We start from the raw sequence: 18,258 nt of genomic DNA, 5'->3' as shown, positions 1-18,258 counted from the left end.
GCCATCCCTCGATATCGCCGACACGCGCACAATCAGTGATCGCCACGGTCCACTCGGGGACTTAGCCGGACCTTTCCGGCCGCTAAAGCGGCGATGGCTCCCCGTGTGCCGTCCGCATCCGGGGCGGGCCGCCCGCGCAGCCGTTTAGGCAGTCTTTAGACCACGTCGTCAGAGTGCGACGCCGAGGTGCCCTGGCCGGGGGCGGGCCGTCGGGTACGCCCTGAACCGGCGTATCCGCTCAAGGAGATGGCTTTGTACCAATCGACGCGCTTCCCGGCCCGACGGCCTTCCGCACGCATCCGCCGCCCGGCGGCGGCGCTCTGTGGCCTGCTCCTGGCGGGCGCCGGGCTTTCCGCCTGTGACTCCGGGTCCGCCGGTGCCGGTGTCGCCGGAGGGAGCGGTGGCCTCACGTTCGCCACCGACACCGAACCCTCGTGCATCGACCCCGCGGTGAGTCCGCTGGACGTGACGGCGCTGATCGACCGGAACATCTTCGACTCGCTCGTGAACGCGTCGCCCGACGGGAAGATCCACCCGTGGCTGGCCAAGAGCTGGTCGGTCTCCAAGGACGCGAAGACGTACACCTTCGAGCTGCGCAAGGGCGTGACGTTCCACGACGGCACACCGCTGGACGCGCGGGCCGTCAAGGCGAGCCTCGACCACGTCGTCGACCCGAAGACCAAGTCCTCGTACGCGGCGGGCCTGTTGAGCGCCTACCGCGAGGCGAAGGCCGAGGGACCCTCCACCGTACGGATCGTCCTCAAGCGCCCCGACGCCACGCTGCTGCAGTCGCTCAGCACCGCCTACCTCGGCATCCAGTCCCCCAAGGCGCTCAAGAACACCGCCGCGCTGTGCAGGACCCCGGTGGGTACGGGTCCCTTCCGCTTCGTCGGCTGGAAGCAGAAGCAGAGCATCGAGCTGAAGAACAACGGCGGCTACAAGTGGGCGCCGCCCACCGCGAAGCACACCGGGCCCGCGAAGCTGCCGAGCCTCACGATCCGGTTCATCCAGGAGAACGCGGTCCGCGTCGGGGCGCTCAACAGCGGTGAGGTGGACGTCATCGGCGGCCTTCCCGCGCCGAACGTGAAGACGCTCAAGGCCTCCCCGCGGCTCCAGGTGCTCAGCTCGCAGGCGCCGGGCGGCACGTACAGCGTGCATCTCAACCCCGCGCGCGGCCCGTTGAAGGACAAGCGGGTGCGGACCGCGTTCCTGCGCGCGGTGGACCTCGACCAGCTGGTGAAGTCGGTCTCGTTCGGGCAGTACGACCGGGCGTGGAGCCAGCTCGGCCCGCGCACCCTCGGCTACGACAAGGAGATCGAGGGCAGCTGGGCCCACGACCCGAAGCTCGCGGACAAGCTCCTGGACGAGGCGGGCTGGTCGCAGCGCGACGGCGAGGGCTACCGCGTCAAGGACGGCAAGCGCCTGACCGTCCGCTGGCCCTTCGTGCCGCAACTCCTGCGTGAGCAGCGGGACATCCTGGGCCAGGGCATCCAGGCGCAGGCGAAGAAGGCGGGCATCCAGGTCAAGCGGGACGCCAAGGACACCGGGACGTACTCCAAGCAGATCTTCGCCGGGGACGCGGACCTGTGGGACTCCAGCAATGTGCGGGCCGACCCCGACGTGCTGCGCACCCTGTACGCCTCGGACCAGACCCTGGCCAAGGGCGGCATGAACGTCTTCAAGATCTCCGACCCGAAGATCGACGCGTGGCTGCGGCACGGCGCCGCCACCGCCGACCGTGCCGCGCGCGCCGACGACTACGTCAAGGTGCAGCGCAGGCTGCGGGACGAGGCGCTGGTCCTGCCGGTGTACGTGCCCGCGTATCTGGTCGGGGCGTCCAAGGACGTCAAGGGCCTGTCCTTCGAGGCGGCCTCCTACCCGCTGTTCTACGACGTCTCGCTGGGCGACTCGTGACCGGCTCGGCCCGCTCGGTCCTGCGCTGGCTGGTGCGGCGGATCGCCCTGTCGGCGCTGGTCCTGCTCGGCTCGGCGACGACGGCGTTCCTCGCGCTGCGGCTCACCCCGGGCGATCCGGTCCGGGTGATCCTCGGCGGGTCGACCGCGACGCCCGAGGTGATGGCGCAGGTGCGCCACGAGCTGGGCACGGACCGGCCGTTGTCGGAGCAGTACTTCCTGTTCATCGGCAGGCTGCTCCGCGGCGATCTGGGCACGTCGTACCAACTGCGCGACACGGTCTCGCATGTGATCGGCAGTCAGCTCTGGCAGACCGCGGAGCTGGCGCTCGCCTCCTTCGCGCTCGCGTTCGTCGTGGCGCTGCTGCTCGCGGTGTCCACGGCGGGCCGCTGGCCGGTGCTCCGCGGGATCTCCACCCAGGTGGAGCTGGTGCTCAGCGCGAGCCCCGGCTTCTGGGTCGGCGTCCTGCTCCTGACGCTGTTCTCGTTCCGCTGGCATGTCTTCCCCGCCGCGGGCGGCGACGGGTTCTCCGGACTCGTCCTGCCCGCGGTCACCCTGGCCGCCTCGATGGTCGGCGTCTTCGCGCAGGTCATGCGGGCGGGCGTGGAACGGGCCCTGGAGGAGCCGTTCGTGCTCAGCGCGCGGGCCAGGGGCTCCGGTGAGACGGCGGTGCGGTTCCGGCACGCGCTGCGGCATGCGATGGTCCCGATGGTCACCCTCTCCGGGTGGGTGGTGGGCACGCTGTTCAGCGGCGCCGTGGTGGTGGAGACCGTGTTCAGCAGACAGGGCCTCGGCCGGGTCCTCGCAACGGCGATCCAGGGCCGTGACTTCCCCGTGGTCACCGGGGTGGTCGTGGTCAGCACGCTGGTGTTCGTCGTGGTCAATCTTCTCGTCGACTGGCTGTACCGGGTGATCGATCCCCGGCTGAGGGAGGTTCCGGCATGACCGAGCGGATCTACGCGGCGGGCCTGCTGCTGCACGGCCCCGCCGACCTGGCCCTTGCGGACGGTGCCGTACGCGTATCGGGGGCGACGATCACCGACGTCGGCCCCTACGAGAAGGTGCTCGCCCGTGCGACGCCCGGCACCGAGGTGACGCGGTTCGCCGACGGCACGCTGCTCCCTGGCCTGATCGACGCCCATGTGCATCTGGCGTTCGACGACCACAGCGACGACCCGGTGGGCGCGCTGCGGGCGGCGGGCGCGCCCGCGCTCGCGCTGAACGCGGCGGGCGCCGCCCGGCGCCTCCTCGACAGCGGCGTCACCACCGTGCGGGACCTGGGCGACCGGGACGGCGTCGGCGTGGCGCTGCGCGACAGCGTGCGCGACGGGGTGCTGCCGGGGCCGCGGATCCTCGCGGCCGGTGCACCCGTCACGGTGCGCGGCGGCCACTGCTGGTTCCTCGGCGGCGAGTCCGACGGCGTCGAAGGCGTCCGTGCGACGGTCCGCGCGAACCTGGCGGCCGGCGCCGACCTGATCAAGGTGATGGCGACCGGCGGCACCCTCACGCCCGGCGGTCCCGCCCCCGCCGAACCGCAGTTCACCGTGGCCGAGTTGACGGTCGCGGTGCAGGAGGCCCACGCGGCGGGCGCGCGGGTGGCCGCCCATGTGCACGGGGTCGCGGGCGTCGAGGTCGCACTCGCCGCGGGCGTGGACACCCTGGAGCACTGCTCGTTCATCTCGGCGGACGGTCCCGCTGCGGGTCCGGAGAACCGGCCCGACGTCATCGACCGGATCGCCGCATCGGGCACCTTCGTGTGCCCCACCTACAGCGGCTCCCTCGACCGGGCCGCCGCCAGCATCGGCGTCGACCGGCTGCGGCCCTGGCTCGACGTGGTGCTGCGCCAGCACGAGAGCGGGGTGCGGCTGATCGCCGGGACCGACGCGGGGATCCCCGGCGCGGGCTTCGACGAGTACGCCGTGGGCCTGAACTGGTTCGTGCGCGCGGGCATCCCCGCGCCGACCGTCGTCGAGATGGCGACGAGCAGGGCCGCGGAGGCCCTCGGCCTCGCCGATGTGACGGGGCGCATCGCGCCGGGGCTCGACGCCGATCTCCTGGTGGTCACGGGCGATCCGCGCCGGGACGTCGCGGTGCTCGCGGCGCCCGAACTGGTCGTCGCCCGCGGGCGTGAGCATCTGCCGCGGGGCGCGCGGACCGCGCCCGCGTCGGGGATACGGAGCACGGTGTGAGCGCGGTCGCGGAAGAACTGACCGGTGGCGGCGGGCCCGTCGACGAGGGCGTGCCCGCGGCGGAGGCACCGTCCGGCGAGCGCCGGGGGCTCGCCGGACGGCTGCGCCCCGGGGCGTGGCCGGTGCGCCCCTCGGTCGTCCTCGCCTGGGCGGTGCTCGCCCTGGTCGCCGTCGCCGCGCTGTGGCCCGGACTCCTCACCGACCAGGCGCCGGATGCGGCCGACCCGCTGCAGGCGCTCGCCCCGCCGGGCTCCGACCACTGGTTCGGCACCGACCAGTTGGGCCAGGACGTCTACAGCAGGGTGGCGCACGGCGCCCGGTACTCGCTGGCCGCCGGGCTCGGTGCGACGGGGCTCGCCATCGTGGTCGGCGCGGCCCTCGGGGTGCTCGCGGCGACGGCGGGGCGCGCCGTGGACGAGCTGGTCATGCGGGTCACCGACATCCTGCTCGCGTTCCCCGGACTGCTCCTCGCTCTCCTGGTGGTGGCGGTGCTCGGCCCCGGTTCGGTGCATTCGACGCTCGCCATCAGCGCGTCGATGGTGCCGGGCTTCGTCCGGCTCGCCCGCGCGCAGGCGCTCGTGATCCGCGACTCCGACTATGTGCAGGCAGCGCGGGTCCTCGGGCGTTCCAGGACCAGCGTCTTCCTGCGGCATCTCCTGCCCAACGCCCTGCCGCCCGTGCTCGTCCTCGCCACGGTCGGCATCGGCTCGGCCGTCATCGCGGGTTCCTCGCTGAGCTTCCTCGGCCTCGGCCCGCAGCCCCCGGCGCCCGAGTGGGGAGCGATGCTCTCCCAGGGCAGGGACCTGCTCGACATCTCCTGGGCCCCCGCGGTGTTCCCCGGGGCGGCCATCACCCTGACCGTCCTCGCCGTGAACGTGGTCGGGCGGGATCTGCAGCACCGTTTCGAAGGAAGGACCGCCGGTGGCCGGCACTGAATCCAGCGTCCCCGCACGCACGTTGCTGACCGTCGAGGGGCTCCGCGTCGGGTTCCGCGGCCGCCGCTCCGAGGTGTCCGCCGTGCGCGGGATCGACTTCTCGCTGGCCGCCGGGGAGTGCCTGGCCATCGTCGGCGAGTCCGGTTCGGGCAAGAGCGTCACCGCGCGGGCCCTGGTCGGTCTGAGCGCGCCGGGCGCCGCCGTGCGCGCGGACGTCCTCGATCTGGAGGGCGAGGACCTGCGGGACCTCAAGGACCGCCGCTGGCGGCAGTTGCGCGGCCGCGGGATCGGCCTGGTCCTCCAGGACGCCCTGGTCTCGCTCGATCCGCTGCGGCGCGTGGCGGCCGAGGTCGCGGAGCCGCTGCGCAATCACCGTACGGTGCCGTCCGGGCAGGTCCACGAGACGGTCCTCGCGCTCCTGGCCGAGGTGGGCATGCCCGATCCGGAGCTGCGTGCCCGGCAGTATCCGCACCAGCTCTCCGGCGGGCTCAGACAGCGGGCCCTGATCGCCTCCGCGATCGCCGCGGGCCCCTCCGTGCTGATCGCGGACGAGCCGACGACGGCCCTCGACGTGACCGTGCAGGCCCGCGTCCTCGACGTGCTCGCCGCCCGCAAGGCCGCGGGCACCGGGGTGCTGCTGATCAGCCACGACCTCGCGGTGGTGGCCAAGCTGGCGGACCGGGTCGCGGTGATGTACCAGGGCCGGTTCGTGGAGGAGGGCAGCGTCCGGGACGTACTGCGCGATCCCCGGCACCCGTACACCCGCCGGCTCCTTGCGGCCGTGCCGACCGCCGCGACGCGGCGCACCCGGCTGAGCGGCCCCTCCCGCGGCACCGGCGGACGGCGGACCCCCGCCGACGGCTGCGCCTTCGCGGCGCGCTGCCCGGTGGCCGTGCCCGAGTGCGGTACGCGTGTGCCCGCCCGGGTGGAGCTCGAAGCGGACCACGGCGTGTGGTGCCCGCGCACCGAGGAACCGTGGCCCTCCCCGGCAGGGTCGACTTCCGTGACGACAGCGGCAGTTCCCGGCCCCCGCAAGGGGCGGCCGGAGGACGGCACGGCGGCCCCCGCGCTCGAAGTGCGCGCCCTGTCCAAGGGGTTCCGCGACCCGGACCGGGTGGTGCGCCCCGCCGTACGCGAGGTGTCCTTCACGCTGCCCGCGGGGCGGACGCTCGGCGTGCTCGGCGAGTCGGGGTCGGGGAAGACGACGGTGGCCAGGATGGTCCTCGGGCTCCTCGAACCGGACGCGGGCGAGGTCCGCATCGCGGGCCGGGCGTGGTCGGGGGTGCCGGAGAAGGAGCGGCGTACCCTGCGCGGCCGGGTGCAGCTGGTCCAGCAGGATCCGCTCAGCGCCTTCGATCCGCGCTGGACCGCCGAGCGCATCGTGGGCGAGGCGCTCGGCTCCCCCGGCCGCCGCGGGATCCGCGCCAACCGGGCCAGGATCACGGAGCTCTTCGAGCTCGTCGGGCTCGATCCGGCGCTCGCGGAGCGCAGGCCGTGGCAGCTGTCCGGCGGCCAGCGGCAGCGGGTGGCGATCGCGCGCGCCCTCGCGCCGGAACCCGAACTCATCGTGTGCGACGAGCCGGTGTCGGCGCTCGACGTGTCGGTGCAGGCGCAGATCCTCGATCTCTTCACCGATCTGCGGGAGCGGCTCGGGCTCTCGCTGCTCTTCATCTCGCACGACCTGGGAGTGATCCATCACCTGAGCGACGAGGTGGTGGTGATGCGGGACGGCGAGGTGGTGGAGGCGGGCGCGGCCGAGGAGATCTTCGCGCGGCCGGCGCATCCGTACACCAAGGCGCTCCTGACGGCGCTGCCCCGTCCCGAGGACGCCTGGGCCACCGCCGAAGTCGCGCGCTAGTCCGCCTTTAGAGGCCGGGTCGAGCATCCACCGTGGCGGCCGCGGTGGTCGCTCCCACTCGACCTCGTGGAGGGGTTGCGCATGGAACGCACTGTCGTCATCGCGGGCGGAGGCCCGGCCGGTCTGATGCTCGCCGCCGAGCTGGGTCTGGCCGGCGTGGACGCCGTCGTACTGGAGAAGCTGGCGGAACCCCCGGGCTGGTCACGGGCGTTGGGCCTGCACTGGGGTTCCATCGAGGCGCTGAACCAGCGGGGGCTCGCCGCGCCGGTCTACGAGTACCAGCAGATCAAGTACTTCGGCTTCGGCATGCTGCGGTTCTCCGGCCTCGAAGGGAACCTGGTGCCGCGCCGGGTGCCGCAGCGCCGGATCGAGCAGCTCCTCGAGGAGCGGGTCAACGCGCTCGCCGGGGTCGAACTGCGCCGCGGGCACGCCGTGGTGGGCATGGAGCAGGACGCGGACGGCGTCACGGTGCGGGTCAGCGCCGAGGACGGCGACTACGACATCCGCGCCTCCTACCTGGTCGGCTGCGACGGCGGCGGCAGCACGGTGCGCAAGCTCGCCGGGATCAACTTCCCCGGCACCGCGTCCACCACCAACGGCATCACGGGCGACCTGCGGGTGCCGGTGGAGCTGCAGGAGCGGTGGGACCCGCAGCTGCGCGACCGCGGCCTGTTCGCGTACATCCCGCTGGACGGCGAGCTGGTCCGGGTGACCGCCGCCGAGTTCAGGACCGAGCCCGCGTCCCGGGACATCCCGCCGACGCTGGAGGAGCTGACCGCGCTGGTCGAGCGGATCGTCGGCGAGGCGCCGCCGCTGGGCGACGCGGTCATGCTGTCCCGGTTCGGCAGTGCGACCCGGCAGGCCGAGAAGTACCGCGAGGGCCGGGTGTTCCTGGTTGGCGACGCGGTCCACATCCACTTCCCGATCGGCGGCCAGGGCCTCAACACCAGCATCCAGGACGCCCTGAACCTGGGCTGGAAGCTCGCCGCGGACATCCAGGGCTGGGCGCCGCCCGGCCTCCTCGACACCTACGAGGTGGAGCGGCACCCCATCGGCGAGCGGGTCTGCATGAACACCCGGGCCCAGCTGACGCTGATGGAGCAGCCGAGCGAGATGACGCCGCTGCGCGAGATGTTCGGCGAGCTGCTCGCCCTCGAAGAGGTCAGCGAGCACCTGATCCACATGATGTCGGGCGTCGACATCCGCTATCCGATGCGGGCGGCGGACGACGCGGCCGAGGGCTCGGTCCCCGAGCACGCGCTGACCGGCCGTCGGGTGCCGAACGCCCCGCTGGAGACCGCGGCCGGTGCGACGGACGTGGCGGCGACCCTGCACGAGGGCCGGGGTGTGCTGTACGACCTGTCGGGCGGCGAGGCCGTGCTGCCGGACACGGCGGGCTGGAAGAGCCGGGTCGCCACGGTGGCCGCGGCGCCCGCCGAGGGCATCGACGCCGCCGCGCTGCTCGTGCGCCCCGACGGCTATGTCGCCTGGGCCGGTTCGCCCGAGGAGGACGCCGCGGGCCTCGACGCCGCGCTGCGCACCTGGTTCGGCGCGCCCTCCGAGTGAGGTGGCGGGGGTCGCGCGCCGCGGGACACCGCATCTGACGGCATCTCACATCCCCCCACTCGCCCCAGTTTTCAGGCCGGACGGGCGTACCGATTGAAAAACGTAGGCTGCCTCCGTATCGTAAACAGAGCCACCCTCCGTTTAGCGGTGGCCCGTCCGGCGGGCTTCTTGCTGTCCCCGTTTTCCTGTCCGCCCGCCCATATCCCCTCGCGCCCGAAATTCACATGGAGGAACCATGTCGACTCAGTCGACAGTGGGAGCACCGTCCGGCTCCGGAGCCACCGAAGCCCCGCGGCACCACCCCGGACTCGCGCTCACGGTCATCCTGGCCTGCCAGTTGATGGTCATCCTGGACGCCACGATCGTGAACATCGCCCTGCCCGACATCCAGGGCGACCTCGAATTCTCGCCGGCCAAGCTGGCCTGGGTGGTCAACGCCTACACGCTGGCGTTCGGCGGTCTCCTGCTGCTCGGCGGACGGGCCGGTGACATCCTGGGCCGCCGCAAGGTGTTCACGCTCGGCATCGTGGTCTTCACGGTCGCCTCCTTCGTGGGCGGTTTCGCCACCAACGACACCTGGCTGCTCGCCGCCCGGGCGCTCCAGGGAGCCGGTGCCGCGTTCGCCGCGCCCAGCACCCTGGCCCTCCTGAACACCAACTTCGAGGGCGCCGAGCGCACCAAGGCGCTCTCCATCTACTCCGCGGTCTCCGGCGCGGGCATGGCCTTCGGCCTGATCGTCGGCGGTCTGCTCACCGACTGGTTGTCCTGGCGCTCGGTGCTCTTCATCAACGTGCCGATCGGCCTTGCGATCCTGGTGCTCGCCCCGCTGTACGTGCGCCAGCCCGAGCGGCACCCCGGCCGCTTCGACCTGGGCGGCGCGCTGACCTCCACGCTCGGCATGGTCTCGCTGGTGTACGGCTTCATCCGCGCCTCCGAGGAGGGCTGGAGCGACGGCATCACCATCGGCTCCTTCGCCGCCGCCGTCATCCTGCTCGCCGCGTTCCTGGTCGTCGAGACCAAGGCGGAGCAGCCGATCACCCCGCTGAAGCTGCTCCTGCACCGCAACCGGGCCGCCGCGTACACCAACATGCTCCTGCTGCCCGCGACCATGTTCGCGCTGTTCTTCTTCCTCACCCAGTTCCTGCAGGAAGTCCTCGAATACAGCGCGGTGCAGACCGGATTCGCCTTCCTGCCGATGGCGCTCACCCAGTTCGGCATGGCCCGCGCCACCCCGAAGCTGCTGCCCAAGTTCGGCCCCAAGCCCCTGCTCGTGGTCGGCGGCATCCTGGTGACGGCCGGCATCGTCTGGCTGACCCAGATCGACGCGGACAGCAGCTACGCGGCCGCCGTCGTCGGCCCGATGCTGCTCTTCGGCACCGGCTCCGGCATGAGCTTCCTGCCGCTGAACATCGTCATCCTCTCCGAGGTCCAGCCCCAGGACGCCGGTGCCGCCTCCGGTCTGCTGCAGGCGATGCAGCAGGTCGGCGCCACGCTCGGCCTCGCCATCCTGGTCAACCTGTTCGAGACCGCCCGCAGGGACGCCACTCCGGCGGCCGGTTCGACTCCCACCGAGGCCAAGCACCACGTACTCAGTGAGGGCATCGCCTCCGCGGCCGTGGGCGGCGCCGCCTTCGCGGTGGCCGCGCTGCTGATCTCACTGTTCGCAGTCAAACTGCCCAAGCCGCCCGCCAAGCCGGCCGCCTGAGGCCGCCAGGCGCCCATCGATCGGAAGCGAGCGAGAGCATGACCGAAACCCAGCCGGACGCGATACCCCTGTCGGTACTGGACTTCTCCCCCGTGGTGAGCGGTTCGGACCCCGGCCAGGCCCTGCGGGACACCATCACCATCGCGGAACGCGTCGACCGGCTCGGCTATCTGCGGTACTGGATGGCGGAGCACCACAACGCCCCCAACATCGCCAGCTGTGCACCGCCGATCCTGATGGACCGGATCGCGAGCGCCACCACCCGGCTGCGGGTGGGCTCGGGCGGCGTCATGCTGCCCAACCACTCCCCGCTGGTGGTCGCCGAGCAGTTCGGCACCCTGGAGGCCCTGCACCCGGGCCGGATCGACATGGGCATCGGCAGGGCCGCGGGCACCGACCCCGTCACCGCCCGCGCCCTGCGCCGTGACACCAGCAACGACGACTTCGGCGAGCGCCTGGCCGAACTCATCGGCTACTTCGAGGGTTCGGAGCCCGGCGGCCCCGTCCTGCCGGTCTCCGCGACCCCCGCGGAGGGCAACCGCCCGCCGCTGTGGCTCCTCGGATCCAGCGGCAACAGCGCGCGTACGGCGGCCATGCTCGGCCTGCCGTTCGCCTTCGCGCACCACTTCAGCGCGGAGAACACCATCCCCGCGCTGAAGCTCTACCGGGAGAACTTCCGCCCCTCGGCCCAGCTCGACCGGCCGTACGCGATCGTCGCGGCGATCGTCATCGCGGCGGACACCGACGAGCGCGCCGAGTACCTCGCGGGGCCGATGGCGCTCTCCTCGCTGCTCCAGCGGACCACCGGCATAACGGGTCCCTACCCGAGCCCGGAGGAGGCCGCGGCCCACCCGTACAGCCCGCAGGAGCTCCAGTACGTGCGCGAGCGCGTGCAGGCGCACCTGGTCGGCGGCCCCGAGACGCTGGAGAAGAAGGTCTCGGCCTTCCTCGAGCGCACCGGCGCCGACGAGCTGATGTCGCTCACGCTGGTGCACGGCGTCGAGGACCGGATCAGGTCCTTCGAGATCCTCGCCGAGACCGGCAAGCGGCTCGCGCCGCGCCTGGCCGCCCAGCGCGCCGCAGGCTGATCCACAGTCCACCGGGCCCGGCAATTCCCCCGACCGGGCCCGGTTCAGCCATGTCCCGGGCCGTCAGGCGCGCGGCACCAGGCCCCACAGGGCCAGTTCGAGGAGCCGGTCGGTGCGGTCGGCGCCCGCCGGGGAGCGGCGCGCCGCCCAGGCAAGTCCGTTGACCAGCCTGAGCAGTTCGGCGATCTCGACGTCCGCGCGGATCGAACCGCTCTCCTGGGCCCTGGCAAGCAGCGACTCCCCGGCGGTGAGCAGCCGCCGGTGACAGTCGGAGGGCTGCGTCATCGTCTCGCCGAGCATGGTCGTCATCAGCGATCCGGCGAGGCCGCGGTAGGTGGTCGCGTGCTCGGCGATGGCCCGCAGCCAGTCCATCAGGGCGGCGCCGGGCTCGGGGTCGTCGAGGCGGGCGAGCGCCTGGGCCTGGAGGTCCTCGACGGAGTCGTGGAAGACCGCTTCCAGCAGGTCGTCGCGGGTCGGAAAGTGCCGGTACAGCGTGCCGACGCCCAGGCCCGCGCGGCGGGCGATGTCCTCCAGGGACGCGTCGGTGCCGTGTTCGGCGAACGCCGTTCTGGCCGCGGTGAGCAGCCGGTCGTAGTTGCGGCGCGCGTCCGCACGCATAGGACGCCGTGCGGTAGACGTCTGTGTCGCGTCCATCGGAAGAACTCCCCTCGGCAGTGACGGCCGGCAGTCTCCGCCCGGCCAGGGACCGACAAACGGAGACCCCCTCAGCTTACGTGGTTGTTTAAGCCACCGCTAAGCACCGCCTCAGTAACTCTCGGGATCCTGCGCGGAAGCGAGCCAACCGCCTCGCCACGAACGGCGAAAGGGAACACACCGCCATGACAGCAACCGCTCCCGTGGCCGGCGGCAGCCGGCTGCCCACCCTCACCGGAATGAGGTTCATCGCCGCACTCATGGTCTTCCTCGGCCATGCGTCGGCCCAGCACCTCTTCGCCGACCCCGACATCGACAGCAAGTACGCCAGGATCGTGGAGGGCGCCGGATACGTCGGCGTCTCCTTCTTCTTCATCCTCAGCGGCTTCGTCCTGACCTGGTCGGCCCGGCCCGGCGACACCGTCACCAAGTTCTGGCGGCGCCGCGCGGCGAAGATCTACCCGAGCACCGTGGCGGCCGTGCTCCTCGCCTGGCTCTGCCTGAGCATCACCGACCAGGCCGTCGAGGCCGACGTCCTGGTGCCCAACCTGCTGCTCGTGCACACCTGGGTGCCGGACATCCCGACCTTCCTCGGGGTCAACGCCCCGACCTGGTCGCTGGGTTGCGAGGTCTTCTTCTACGCGCTCTTCCCGCTGCTGCTCCCCCTGCTGCGGCGGATCCCGGCCCGGCACCTGTGGACGGCGGCCGTGCTCGTGGTCGCCGCGATCGCCGCGCTGCCGCTGGTCGCCCAACTGCTGCCCGGCACCCCGATGTTCCCGCCGCCGGTCTCCGAGTCCTTCCCCCGCTTCTGGTTCGTGTACGGCTTCCCGCCCGCCCGGATCCTGGAGTTCGTCCTCGGCATCGTCATGGCGCTCATCGTCCACTCGGGCCGCTGGGTCCGGATCGGCATGGGCCCGGCCGCGCTGCTCGCCCTCGCGGCCTTCGTGGCGCTGAAGTACACCTCGATCCTCTACACGATCGTGGCCGTCAGCGTCGCGCCGCTCGCGCTGCTCGTCGCCGCGGCCGCGGTCGCCGACATCGAGGAACGGCGCTCCCCCTTCCGGGGCCGCGTCGCGCTCTGGCTCGGTGAGGCGTCGTTCGCGTTCTACCTGATCCATCAGCTGGTACTTACGTACGGACACCGGGCGTTGGGCCTTGGCCGTACCTGGAGCACGCCCGGCGCGATCGGCATCCTGGTCTTCCTGCTCGCGGTGTCCGTGGCCGTGGCCGGAGTCCTCTACACCGCGGTCGAACGCCCCTCGGTGCGGTATCTCGCCCGCTCCCGCAAGGACCGCGCGAGCCGGGAGACGAGGCTGCGGCCGGTCGCCGCCGCACCGGCCCCCGTCGTGCCCGCGCCCGGGGAGGAGAGCGAGGTACGTACCCCCCACTGAGTTCGTTTCAGGTTGTACGTAGTTTCCCCGATGGCGTCGCCATCGAGACCTGGCAGCATCTTCACCGGACGGGCGCCGCGACGCGGTGCCCGTCCGGTGAGACATATCCCTTGGAGGAGTCTTGAATGGCTATCGTCCCGTGCTGGTGGAACCCGCGCTGTTCCGCAGCGTGTTCCGTCGGCACGCGGCCGGGGTGGCCATAGTCACCGCGCAGGGCGAACACCCTGTCGGCTTCACCGCCACCTCGCTCACCTCCTTGTCGGCCCAGCCGCCGCTGCTCACCTTCGGGATCAGTGCCACCGCCTCCTCCTGGCCCACCGTCAACTCGGCGGAACACGTGGGGGTTCATCTGCTGGGAGAAGAACAGAAGGGGCTCGCGGCGACGTTCGCGCGCAGCGGCGCGGACCGCTTCGCCCCGCCCACCTCCTGGCACCGGGGACCCGAGGGCGTCCCCGTCCTCGACGGCGTCCTTGCGCTGCTGATCTGCCGTGTGGTCAGCCGCGTGCCCGCCGGGGACCACACCCTGGTCATCGCGGAGCCGGTGCACGTGCGGCACGGCGAGCCGGGGCAGCCACTGCTCTACCACGACGGCGGGTACGCGGCGCTGCGTACCTGAGCAACACGTCGTACAGCACCACCATCACGGGTCCGGCGATGAAGGCGGATCCGCACGTCACGCGCGGCCTCGGCCGCTTCGTCTTCATCACAGGGGGATGCGAGATGCGCTACGAAGTCCTGGGCAATCTGCGAATATCGGACGGGGACGAGGTCGCCGTCCTCCGAGCGCGCAAGATCGAGCCACTGCTCGCCACCCTGCTGATCCGCAGCGGCCAGGTCGTGTCGGCGTCCCACCTGATCACCGAGATCTGGGGGGACGAGCCGCCCCGTCGCGCCACGGCCACGCTGCACGTATACATCTCCCAGCTGCGCAAGTTCCTCACCACGCCCGGCGATACGCGCAGTCCCATCGTCACCCGCGCCCCCGGCTATGTGCTCCAGCTCGGCGAATCCACCCTCGACGTGCACGAGTTCCAGCAGCTGGTGCGCGAGGGGCGCGGCCACGCCAAGGCCCGCCGGCACGCGGACGCGTCGCGCGCCTTCTCCGCGGCGCTCGCCCTGTGGCGCGGTGACGTCCTCGGTGATCTGCACGGCGGCCCCACCATCGAGTCCTTCACCACCTGGGCCGAGGAGGCCAGGCTGGAGTGCACCGAGATGCTGTTCGAGGCGGACCTGGCCCAGGGCGCCCACCGCGAACTGGTCGCCAGGCTCTACCAGATCACCCTGGAGCACCCGCTGCGGGAGACCTTCCACCGGCTCCTGATGCTGGCCCTCTACCGCTCTGGGCGCACCGGTGAGGCGCTGATGGCGTACGAGTCCGTGCGGGCCAAGCTCGACACCGAACTCGGCATCACGCCCTGCCGCGCGCTGAACGAACTCCGTCAGGCGATCCTCCTGTCGGACCCCGCGCTGGATCACGCCATCGCGGCCTGAGTGCCGTGTTCGCGTTTTCGCAACCTGTTTCGGCGTGATTTCACAATGCAGAAATATAACCGCGTGAATGTCTTTCGCGATCCAATAGCAGAGGTTCATCCGGAGGCAAGCATTCCGCCATCCGACAGGACACCCGTCGCGATCTTTGCCAGTGATTTACGCTGAAGAAACCCTTGAAAGTTACACTCGAACATCACAATTCCGCTTGCCAGCGACGCGAGTTGCTCACGTCCGCCCGAGCCCCCGTCCACCGGGAGCTCGGGCGCGCTGCGGAGGCCGGTGTTGAAGGGAGTGCAAACTGTGGTTCCGACAGATGTCGTAACCGATAATCGGGGACAGTTCTGCGATATCCGGGCTGACCAGATGGGTCAGTTCACCACCATTTTGGGGAACCTGGAAGAGACGGGCGGCCTGGTCGTCGAGCTGGCGGGCGACCCCGGCGCGGGGAAGACCCGGCTGCTGACGCGGTTCGCCGACGAAGCGCGACGCCAGGGGTACCAAGTACTCCGCACCGGCTGTACGACAGTTACCCAGAACCACCCCTTCCGGGCACTTGCGCAACTCCTCAATACCAACCCCGCCGACTATTCCGACAGCCAGTCGGATGAATTGGTCGCGCTGCTGAGGGATTTGGCCACTTCGCCTTCCCAGGACGTCCCGGATTCTCCCCCGCACACACCGGGGGGTTCCCGCTGCCTGCTCCTGCACCGGGTCAGGCATCTTCTCGAAGGACGCGCGAGGGCGGGACTCGTCCTTCTCATCGACGACCTCCAGTGGGCCGACCCCGGCACGCTCGAAGTGGTGGACTACCTGCTGAGCTGGCCGGTGAACGCCCCCCTGCTCCTCGTCGCGGCCCACCGCCCGCGCCAGTCCGCCCTGCGGCTGCACGACGCACTCGGGCACGCCGTCGCGCTCGGCACGGCACGGCGCATCGAACTCCCCCCGCTCACGCTCGCCGAGAGCGCCTTCCTCACCGGACTGAGCAAGGACAACCCGGCCCTGCTCGGACTCCACCAGGACAGCCACGGCAACCCCCTGTACCTCCAGGCGCTCGCGGAGTCCGCGCAGCAGCCGGTGGACGCCGTCTTCGACGCCCGGGGACTGCCGCCCGGCTGGTTCGCCAGCCGGGTCCTCGCCGAGCTCGCCCAGCTCACCCCGGACGAGACCTCGATCATCTCGGCGGCCGCCATGCTCGGCGACCGCTTCGTGCTCGAGGACCTGACCGAGGTGGCCGCCATGGACCCCGACCGCGCCTGCCGCGCCAGCGCGAGCCTGTGCGACCGGGACCTGTTCCGCCGCGCGGGCCCCGGCCTCCAGCTGACGTTCCGTCACCCCCTGATGCGCCAGGTGGTGTTCGCCGATCTCGACCACTGCTGGCGGCGGACCGCCCGCGGCCATGTGGTCGCCATGCGGGCCAGGGCGGGCACCCCCGCGGTGGAGCTGGCCCCGCTGGTCGAGGAGGTGCCGCCCGCCTCCGGCGACGAGGACCGGCACGTACTCGCCCAGGCGGCGCACGACATCATGGCCGACGACCCCGCCGCGGCGGTCCGCTGGATCAGGATCGCCCTGCGCGCGGTGCCCGAGGGCGGCGAGTTCTCGGCCGAGCGCGTCGAACTCCTCATGGCGCTCGCCCGCGCCCAGGGGCTCGCCGACGCGCCGCAGAGCACCCTCGAAGTGAGCGACGAGATGCTCGCGCTCGTCCCCGCCGAACCCCGCGCCCCCCGCGTACGGATGGTCGTCTACACCGCGCTCCTCGACTGCTCGCTCGGCAGACACGGGCGCGCCGACGAACTCCTGGGCGCGGAGCTGCGACAGGTGGGCGAACCCGAGACGGACGAGGCGGCCGCCCTGGCCGCCTCGCTCGCGGTCGCGCGCGAGCTGGTCGCCTGTGTCTCCGGGACCCTGCCGGACGCCGAGCAGCTGCGCGCCGCGGTGCGCTGGGCCCGCCGCGGCGGCGACCGGGCCGACGAGCTGGGCGCGCTGTCCCTGCTCGCCGCCCGCCAGGTGACGCTGGGACAGTCCGCGCAGGCCGAGGCGGCCGTCGACGCCTGCGCGGGAGCCGCCGACGCCCTCGTCGACGCGGAGCTGGCCGCGCACCCCGAGTACCTCGGGATCCTGGGCTGGGCCGAGTGCATGCTGGGCCGGCCCGCGGAGGCCGAGAGCCATCTGCAGCGCGGCGTCCGGCTCGCCGAGCGCTCCCACGAGACCCATCTGCTGCCCACCCTCCTCAATCAACTCGCCACCGTCCGCTATCAGTCGGGCCGGTACGTCGAGGCCCGCAAGGCCGCGGCGAACGCCCAGCGCGTCGCCCCGCGGACCGGCTCCGCCCACGCGGTGCGCCTGGCCGCGACCCTGGAGGCGGTGACCAGCGCCCAGACCACGCACGACGGCCGGGCCGCGCAACGGGCCGCCGAACTCAGCGAGCAGCTCATGCCGACCCAGCTGGGACCCGTCTCCCGGGACGGGCACTGGCACGTCTCCGCCGCGCTCTGGCTCGCCGACGCGGTGCGCGACTGCGTGAACCCGGCGCAGTGGGCGACCACGGCCATCGCCGCGTTCGGCGGGCCCGAACTCCCCCGCGTACCCGCCGCGTTGCGGCCGCTCGCCTGCGAGATGCTCGCGGAGGCCGCGGTGCGCGCCGGACGTCCCAACCCCGGCTGGGCCGACCGGGCCGAGGCCGCCGCCAGACCGTCCTCGCCCGCCCACCGGGCGCACGCGCTCGCCGCACGGGCCCACGTCCTGACGGGACCTGACGCGGCACGCCAGGCGGCGGACCGCTATCAGGAGGCCGCCCGGCTGTTCGCGTCGGCGGGGATGACCGGGCAGCAGGCAAGAACGCTGCTGCTCGCCGCGCCACGACTCGCCGAGGCGGGACACCCGCTGCGCGCCCTCGCCCTCCTTGAACGGGCGTACGAACTCGCCGAGTGGTGCGGTTCGCTGGCCCTGCAGAAGCGCATCGTCCAACAGCGGCTGCGGCTCCCGAAGGCCAGGCCCCAGCAGCGCACGCCGGTGTCCCCACCGGATCCGGTGAGACCGCCGCACCCGCCCACGTCGGCGACGGCGCCAAGGACGCCCCGGACACCCGCTCCACCTGTCACACCCGCCACCGCACCCACCACGACGCCGCTCACGCCGCTGACCGACCGTGAACGCCAGGTCGCCGTCATCGCGGGAACCGGCCTGCGCACCCGGGAGATCGCCGAGCAGCTCCGGCTGAGCCCGCGCACCATCGACGTACACCTCACACGGATCTACCGGAAGCTCGGCATCAACTCGCGGGCCGCGCTGGTGCACTTCATGGCCGAGACGGGCTGAGGGGTCCGCTGCTCAGCGCCTGCTTCTGCGGCCGGGGCCACGGGGAGATCCCCGTGGCCCCCGGCCGATTTTTTTTGTTGGGTGGGGGGAATCGGACCAGGTGTGTCGCGGGCGGCCGCAACGGGAATTGGCGGCGGACAGCAGGCGGATGGC

The 18,258-nt window shown here is 72.1% G+C and carries 13 protein-coding genes; 12 read left to right on the top strand and 1 reads right to left on the bottom strand.

All coding sequences use genetic code 11. From position 1 onward, the window contains the following. The first annotated feature begins 252 nt into the window (after nucleotides 1–252). The 8 genes from ACFWZ2_RS25010 to ACFWZ2_RS24975 all read left to right on the top strand — a co-directional run bounded on the left by ACFWZ2_RS25010 (nucleotide 253) and on the right by ACFWZ2_RS24975 (nucleotide 11,254). Nucleotides 253–1,914: an ABC transporter substrate-binding protein gene (locus tag ACFWZ2_RS25010; protein ID WP_384549190.1), complete on the top strand. Its 1,662-nt coding sequence runs from the start codon at nucleotides 253–255 to the stop codon at nucleotides 1,912–1,914. Next, entirely contained in the window at nucleotides 1,911–2,858 is a 948-nt protein-coding gene (locus tag ACFWZ2_RS25005; protein WP_384549188.1) for an ABC transporter permease, read from the top strand. Before ACFWZ2_RS25010 ends, ACFWZ2_RS25005 begins: the two co-directional genes overlap by 4 nt. After that, nucleotides 2,855–4,102 (top strand): amidohydrolase family protein, encoded by a 1,248-nt coding sequence (locus tag ACFWZ2_RS25000; RefSeq protein ID WP_384549186.1) that lies wholly within the window; start codon nucleotides 2,855–2,857, stop codon nucleotides 4,100–4,102. Before ACFWZ2_RS25005 ends, ACFWZ2_RS25000 begins: the two co-directional genes overlap by 4 nt. Continuing rightward, the gene (locus ACFWZ2_RS24995; RefSeq protein ID WP_384549184.1) at nucleotides 4,099–5,037 is read left to right on the top strand and encodes an ABC transporter permease; all 939 of its coding nucleotides are present in this window, start codon (nucleotides 4,099–4,101) and stop codon (nucleotides 5,035–5,037) included. Before ACFWZ2_RS25000 ends, ACFWZ2_RS24995 begins: the two co-directional genes overlap by 4 nt. Continuing rightward, nucleotides 5,024–6,895 carry a dipeptide ABC transporter ATP-binding protein gene (locus tag ACFWZ2_RS24990; protein WP_384549183.1) on the top strand — a complete coding sequence of 624 codons (1,872 nt, stop codon included), beginning with the start codon at nucleotides 5,024–5,026 and terminating at the stop codon, nucleotides 6,893–6,895. The genes ACFWZ2_RS24995 and ACFWZ2_RS24990 overlap by 14 nt, the downstream gene beginning before the upstream one ends. An 81-nt stretch (nucleotides 6,896–6,976) precedes the next feature. Then, nucleotides 6,977–8,461: an FAD-dependent monooxygenase gene (locus ACFWZ2_RS24985; protein WP_384549181.1), complete on the top strand. Its 1,485-nt coding sequence runs from the start codon at nucleotides 6,977–6,979 to the stop codon at nucleotides 8,459–8,461. Nucleotides 8,462–8,696: 235 nt separating this feature from the next. Next, complete coding sequence (locus ACFWZ2_RS24980; RefSeq protein ID WP_384549180.1) at nucleotides 8,697–10,166, top strand: MFS transporter; 1,470 nt, start codon at nucleotides 8,697–8,699, stop codon at nucleotides 10,164–10,166. Between the two features lie 38 nt (nucleotides 10,167–10,204). Beyond that, nucleotides 10,205–11,254, top strand: coding sequence for an LLM class flavin-dependent oxidoreductase (locus ACFWZ2_RS24975; protein ID WP_384549179.1), 1,050 nt, complete (start codon nucleotides 10,205–10,207; stop codon nucleotides 11,252–11,254). A gap of 63 nt (nucleotides 11,255–11,317) precedes the next feature. Here the strand turns inward: ACFWZ2_RS24975 and ACFWZ2_RS24970 are convergent, their stop codons facing one another. Next, a complete protein-coding gene (locus ACFWZ2_RS24970; RefSeq protein WP_384549177.1) occupies nucleotides 11,318–11,872 on the bottom strand; it encodes a TetR/AcrR family transcriptional regulator in 555 nt (184 codons plus the stop codon). Nucleotides 11,873–12,093: 221 nt separating this feature from the next. On the opposite strand from ACFWZ2_RS24970, the gene ACFWZ2_RS24965 reads away from it, so the two are divergent. The 4 genes from ACFWZ2_RS24965 to ACFWZ2_RS24950 all read left to right on the top strand — a co-directional run bounded on the left by ACFWZ2_RS24965 (nucleotide 12,094) and on the right by ACFWZ2_RS24950 (nucleotide 18,105). After that, nucleotides 12,094–13,299 (top strand): acyltransferase family protein, encoded by a 1,206-nt coding sequence (locus tag ACFWZ2_RS24965; protein ID WP_384549175.1) that lies wholly within the window; start codon nucleotides 12,094–12,096, stop codon nucleotides 13,297–13,299. A 121-nt stretch (nucleotides 13,300–13,420) separates the two neighbouring features. Then, on the top strand, nucleotides 13,421–13,915 hold the full coding sequence (locus tag ACFWZ2_RS24960) for a flavin reductase family protein (protein WP_384549173.1): 495 nt from the start codon (nucleotides 13,421–13,423) through the stop codon (nucleotides 13,913–13,915). A gap of 38 nt (nucleotides 13,916–13,953) precedes the next feature. Beyond that, nucleotides 13,954–14,790 carry a BTAD domain-containing putative transcriptional regulator gene (locus ACFWZ2_RS24955; protein WP_384549171.1) on the top strand — a complete coding sequence of 279 codons (837 nt, stop codon included), beginning with the start codon at nucleotides 13,954–13,956 and terminating at the stop codon, nucleotides 14,788–14,790. A 363-nt stretch (nucleotides 14,791–15,153) separates the two neighbouring features. After that, nucleotides 15,154–18,105 (top strand): AAA family ATPase, encoded by a 2,952-nt coding sequence (locus ACFWZ2_RS24950; RefSeq protein WP_384549169.1) that lies wholly within the window; start codon nucleotides 15,154–15,156, stop codon nucleotides 18,103–18,105. Nucleotides 18,106–18,258 lie beyond the last annotated feature (153 nt).

It is taken from the genome of Streptomyces sp. NPDC059002 (assembly GCF_042740435.1).
Classification (GTDB): Bacteria; Actinomycetota; Actinomycetes; order Streptomycetales; family Streptomycetaceae; genus Streptomyces.
This window is presented reverse-complemented; position numbering and strand designations above follow the sequence as displayed.

Excerpts from the sequence above, each read along its gene's own strand:
- ACFWZ2_RS25000 (WP_384549186.1), top strand. The coding sequence starts at position 2,855 with ATGACCGAGCGGATCTACGCGGCGGGCCTGCTGCTGCACGGCCCCGCC.
- ACFWZ2_RS24985 (WP_384549181.1), top strand. The coding sequence starts at position 6,977 with ATGGAACGCACTGTCGTCATCGCGGGCGGAGGCCCGGCCGGTCTGATG.
- ACFWZ2_RS24980 (WP_384549180.1), top strand. The coding sequence starts at position 8,697 with ATGTCGACTCAGTCGACAGTGGGAGCACCGTCCGGCTCCGGAGCCACC.
- ACFWZ2_RS24975 (WP_384549179.1), top strand. The coding sequence starts at position 10,205 with ATGACCGAAACCCAGCCGGACGCGATACCCCTGTCGGTACTGGACTTC.
- ACFWZ2_RS24970 (WP_384549177.1), bottom strand. The coding sequence starts at position 11,872 with ATGCGTGCGGACGCGCGCCGCAACTACGACCGGCTGCTCACCGCGGCC.
- ACFWZ2_RS24965 (WP_384549175.1), top strand. The coding sequence starts at position 12,094 with ATGACAGCAACCGCTCCCGTGGCCGGCGGCAGCCGGCTGCCCACCCTC.
- ACFWZ2_RS24955 (WP_384549171.1), top strand. The coding sequence starts at position 13,954 with ATGAAGGCGGATCCGCACGTCACGCGCGGCCTCGGCCGCTTCGTCTTC.
- ACFWZ2_RS24950 (WP_384549169.1), top strand. The coding sequence starts at position 15,154 with ATGGGTCAGTTCACCACCATTTTGGGGAACCTGGAAGAGACGGGCGGC.